This window comes from Rhabdonatronobacter sediminivivens, assembly GCF_013415485.1.
Lineage (GTDB): Bacteria > Pseudomonadota > Alphaproteobacteria > Rhodobacterales > Rhodobacteraceae > Rhabdonatronobacter > Rhabdonatronobacter sediminivivens.
In genome coordinates, this window is record NZ_JACBXS010000094.1 from 1 (window position 1) to 3542 (window position 3542).

Below are 3542 nucleotides of genomic sequence, written 5' to 3' on the forward strand. Positions count from 1 at the left end.
TGTGAGCCGGGATAGTCCGGACCAGTCCACCACCTCAGAGGCCACCGAGATGGCCGTGAAGCTGGCCCGCGCCGAGGCCGCGCTCGATGCCGAGCGGGAAAAGACCGCCCTGCTAGAGCGCCACGTCGCCGACCTGCGCCGGATGCTGCCACCACCCGCGCCAGAGACACCACCACCGCCACCGCGCCGCCGCTGGTGGCCGTTTTGAGAGGATAGCGCCGTGACCAGAGCCGAGGCCGCCGCCATGCCCAACATGTCAGAAAATACCGCCTGAGCCATGCCGTGCGCGCATATCATGGCCTGAAATCGGGTGTTTTCGCCCTGTATTTAATGCTGAAACTGCTAAGCCCCTGAAATCATTGAAGCCGTCACTTAACATAATGCGGGTTATGGGATGTTAGCGGTAACAGAGCCTTTTCTCTCGCGCGCGCGTATCGCTGCGCAAAGCACCCGCTCAGAACCACAGCCCTCGAAAATATCGCTGCGCCTAGGCCGGTGTCGCGCTCGCGCAATACCCAGGGCAGACAATGCCCGGAAGAACCTAGAGGGCAGGCCAGTTGCCGAGAGACAGGCCGCCGAGCGGATCCTCGTCTTCGCGTCCGGAGTGCGGCAGGCCGCGCAATCGCGCCACCACCGGAGCCTGCCGAGGCCGTCCGAATGTCCGGTCCAGGATGGCACAGGCCGCCGAGACCCGCGCCGCCTCAGACTGACCATTCGCGGCAATATCCGCCAGAGCGCCGAGCGCGACCTCGACGTGCTCAGAGGCCAGCTCAGAGAGCGCCTGCCGCATGGCCGCCGTGTCGCGGTTTTCGGACCCGGCAGGCCGACCAGCGCCAGGACGTGACCCGCCTCTAGCCATGTTTGAAATCCTTTGAATGAATATCAATGCGCCGCAAGAGCCGCTCAGAGCGCCACAGAGCGCCGTTGTCACCTTCGCCAGTGTAACCCGCCATAAAAACCGACATGCCGCTCAGTGAGCCGTAAAATGGCCCGCAGAGGCATTTTCGCCCTAGAGCCACGCCGCCACCCGTCCGAAGGCATTGACCAGGACAAAGACCAGCGCCGCCGCCGTGGCAGGATCGACCAGGAGCGCCGAGCGATATGTTGCCACTGCCAGCACTAGGCCGCCGACCGCGCCAGCGCCGAGAGCTCGTTGCTCAGCCGGTGTTGTCCCTCGACAGCCGCCTTGCCGTCACCCTTCGCTGCATAGGCCACCAGCGCCACGCCAGAGCCGCCGAGCGCCTCGACCCGCCGTTGCAGAAACCACCCGCTACAGTCCGAACGCGCGACCACGCCGTAATGCGTCCGACCACCACCGCGCACCGACCAGCCGCGCATATCCACCCGCTCAGCCGGTGAGCCGGTGAGCCGCTCGACCACGCCGATAGCGTCACGGATGGCCGCCGCGTCCGGCAGGTGCAGCGCGACGTGCAGGTGAAGGCCGCGCCGCGTATCGTGCTCAGGAGCGCGCACCGCCAGCCATGGCACCCGCGCACGCGCCGCGACCAGCCTCAGAGAGGACCAGAGCCGCCGCTCGCGCTCGACCGCTGACAAGCCGAGGACATTGCCGTCACTGCGCTCGCCCGCGACCAGCGCCGACCACGTGACATGCAGCGCCACGTTGAGCGGATGACCAGCCGCCTCAGCCGCCGAGGCCGCGCTCGACCAGGTGATGACTCGCCGCCGAGCTGATGCGCGTGCAATTCGCGCTCGTTTCGTCGCCGCCTTCGCCGCCTCAGACTTTCGCCTGCCGTCTCGCTTCGCCATACTATTGTGAGCCGTCGCCGCCGCCGTGAGAGCCTCGACCTTCTAACAGCCTATTGCAGAAACGGGTTTTTCGCCTCGACAGGCCGTTAGCGGTATCATAGCACCGCAACGCTTTTGCTACAAGGTATATGAGAACAAAACGAGTCCTACCGCAATTCGTGGTGCCGATACCTAGATGGTGCTGTTTCTCGCGCCACCACCACCAGAACTGCCACTGACCCGGTGCAGCACGCCACCGTGAGCACGCATATTCTGAGCACCTTCACCACGCCGACCACATGCGCCACGCTCGACCGGATGCACCACCAGGGCGATACCGAAGCCGCACTCGATGCCGCCGATGGCGAGTTATCCACAGGCCGCGCTCTTTTCTATTTTCCTGTTTCTATTTCAGAGGCCGCCAAGCCATTGCAAAGAAAAGACGAATCGCGCCGAAGGTGAGAAATCGCGGGTCTAGGGTGAGAAATCGCGGGTGAAAGGTGAGAAATCGCGGGTGAAAGGTGAGAAATCGCGGGTGAAGGTGAGTTGTCAGGGTGAGCCTTCACCCGGTAGCCTTCACCCATGAAGCCGACCACGCTCGACGCTATCCGGATGCACCGCGCCGACGCCGACGCCATTGTCGCGGCGGGTGAGCTGGTGGACATGCGCTTCGTCGCTGGCAACGTGCTCAGCCTGCGCGCCGCGAAGTTGTTTTGCCTTCTGGTGCAGGAGGCCGGTATCGCCATTGCTGACCAGGTGCAGCACCGCCTGCCCTTCTCCGTGCTCAACGAGACCTTTCACAAGAGCCGCGACGAGCTGGTCGAGGCCATTGCCGAGCTGCAATCGACCGTTGTCAGCGTCCGGCTGGTGAGCCGCAAAGGCCGCGCATTCACAAAGTCCGGCCCTATCCTGTCCGACGTCGAGCGCGAAGCCGATGACCTCGATGATGCCGAAGTCCGGTTTGAGTTTTCGCCGACCCTGCGCCGGGTGATAGCCGACAGCACCCACTGGACCGCCGTTTCGCGCCGCGCCGTGCTGGCGTTTGAGAGCAAGTATAGCCTGCGCCTGTATCTGTATCTGAGCCTGCGCGCGCGCCTTCGCAAAACCGCCGAGGACATGGACATCGACGCGCTGCGCGAAATGCTAGGCTTGTCTGGTGGCACGCTCAGCCGATGGCAGGACATGCGCCGCTTCGCGCTCGACCCTGCCGTCGCCGAGATAAACCACCTTGCCGGGTTTCACGCCGCCTATGGTCCGTTGAAACGAGGCCGCCGCGTTGTCGGTGTCCGGTTGAGCTGGTCACTGAAAGGCCGCGACGAGCTGGTCGAGGCTCAGAAGGAACTGGACAGGCCGCGTGTCGGTCGGACCGCGCGCCGCGACGAGCTGGTCGAGACCATTGCTCAGACCCGCCAGCGCATAGCCGAGAGCCTTGCCAGCGCGCCACCTCTAGACCGGCTCAGACCGGACTACCTAGGCCGCAATGAGCCGGACCAGAAACTGCCTAGGCCACAGGGTGAGCCGGATGCCTAAGCTATCGCCGCGCGAAGCCGTGAAGCTTTACCAGGTGAGCCGCGCCACGCTCACGAAAGCCCTACAGGATGGCACCGTGAGCGCCGAGAAAACCGAGGCCGGACACTGGCGCATAGACGCCGCCGAGCTGACCCGCGTGTATCAGCCGAGAGCGCCACAGAAGGCCGTGAGCCGGACTAAGCCGGACCATGTGAGCCGGGATAGTCCGGACCAGTCCACCACCTCAGAGGCCACCGAGATGGCCGTGAAGCTGGCCCGCGCCGAGG

Annotated in this window: 6 protein-coding genes; 4 read left to right on the forward strand and 2 right to left on the reverse strand. The window is 64.6% G+C overall.

Annotated elements, in window-relative coordinates:
* A partial coding sequence (locus HUK65_RS18135; RefSeq protein WP_235442268.1) for a hypothetical protein occupies positions 1-208 on the forward strand: 208 nt, incomplete at its 5' end.
* Between the two features lie 333 nt (positions 209-541).
* On the opposite strand, the gene HUK65_RS18140 is transcribed toward HUK65_RS18135, so the two are convergent.
* The gene (locus tag HUK65_RS18140; protein WP_179907662.1) at positions 542-790 is read right to left on the reverse strand and encodes a hypothetical protein; all 249 of its coding nucleotides are present in this window, start codon (positions 788-790) and stop codon (positions 542-544) included.
* Positions 791-1119: 329 nt separating this feature from the next.
* Complete coding sequence (locus HUK65_RS18145) at positions 1120-1767, reverse strand: hypothetical protein (protein ID WP_179907663.1); 648 nt, start codon at positions 1765-1767, stop codon at positions 1120-1122.
* Positions 1768-2004: 237 nt separating this feature from the next.
* Between HUK65_RS18145 and HUK65_RS18150 the strand changes: the two genes are divergently transcribed.
* The 3 genes from HUK65_RS18150 to HUK65_RS18905 all read left to right on the forward strand — a co-directional run.
* Positions 2005-2208, forward strand: coding sequence for a hypothetical protein (locus tag HUK65_RS18150; protein WP_179907664.1), 204 nt, complete (start codon positions 2005-2007; stop codon positions 2206-2208).
* Between the two features lie 120 nt (positions 2209-2328).
* Positions 2329-3276 (forward strand): replication initiation protein, encoded by a 948-nt coding sequence (locus HUK65_RS18155; RefSeq protein ID WP_179907665.1) that lies wholly within the window; start codon positions 2329-2331, stop codon positions 3274-3276.
* Positions 3277-3352: 76 nt separating this feature from the next.
* A partial coding sequence (locus tag HUK65_RS18905) for a hypothetical protein (RefSeq protein ID WP_235442269.1) occupies positions 3353-3542 on the forward strand: 190 nt, incomplete at its 3' end.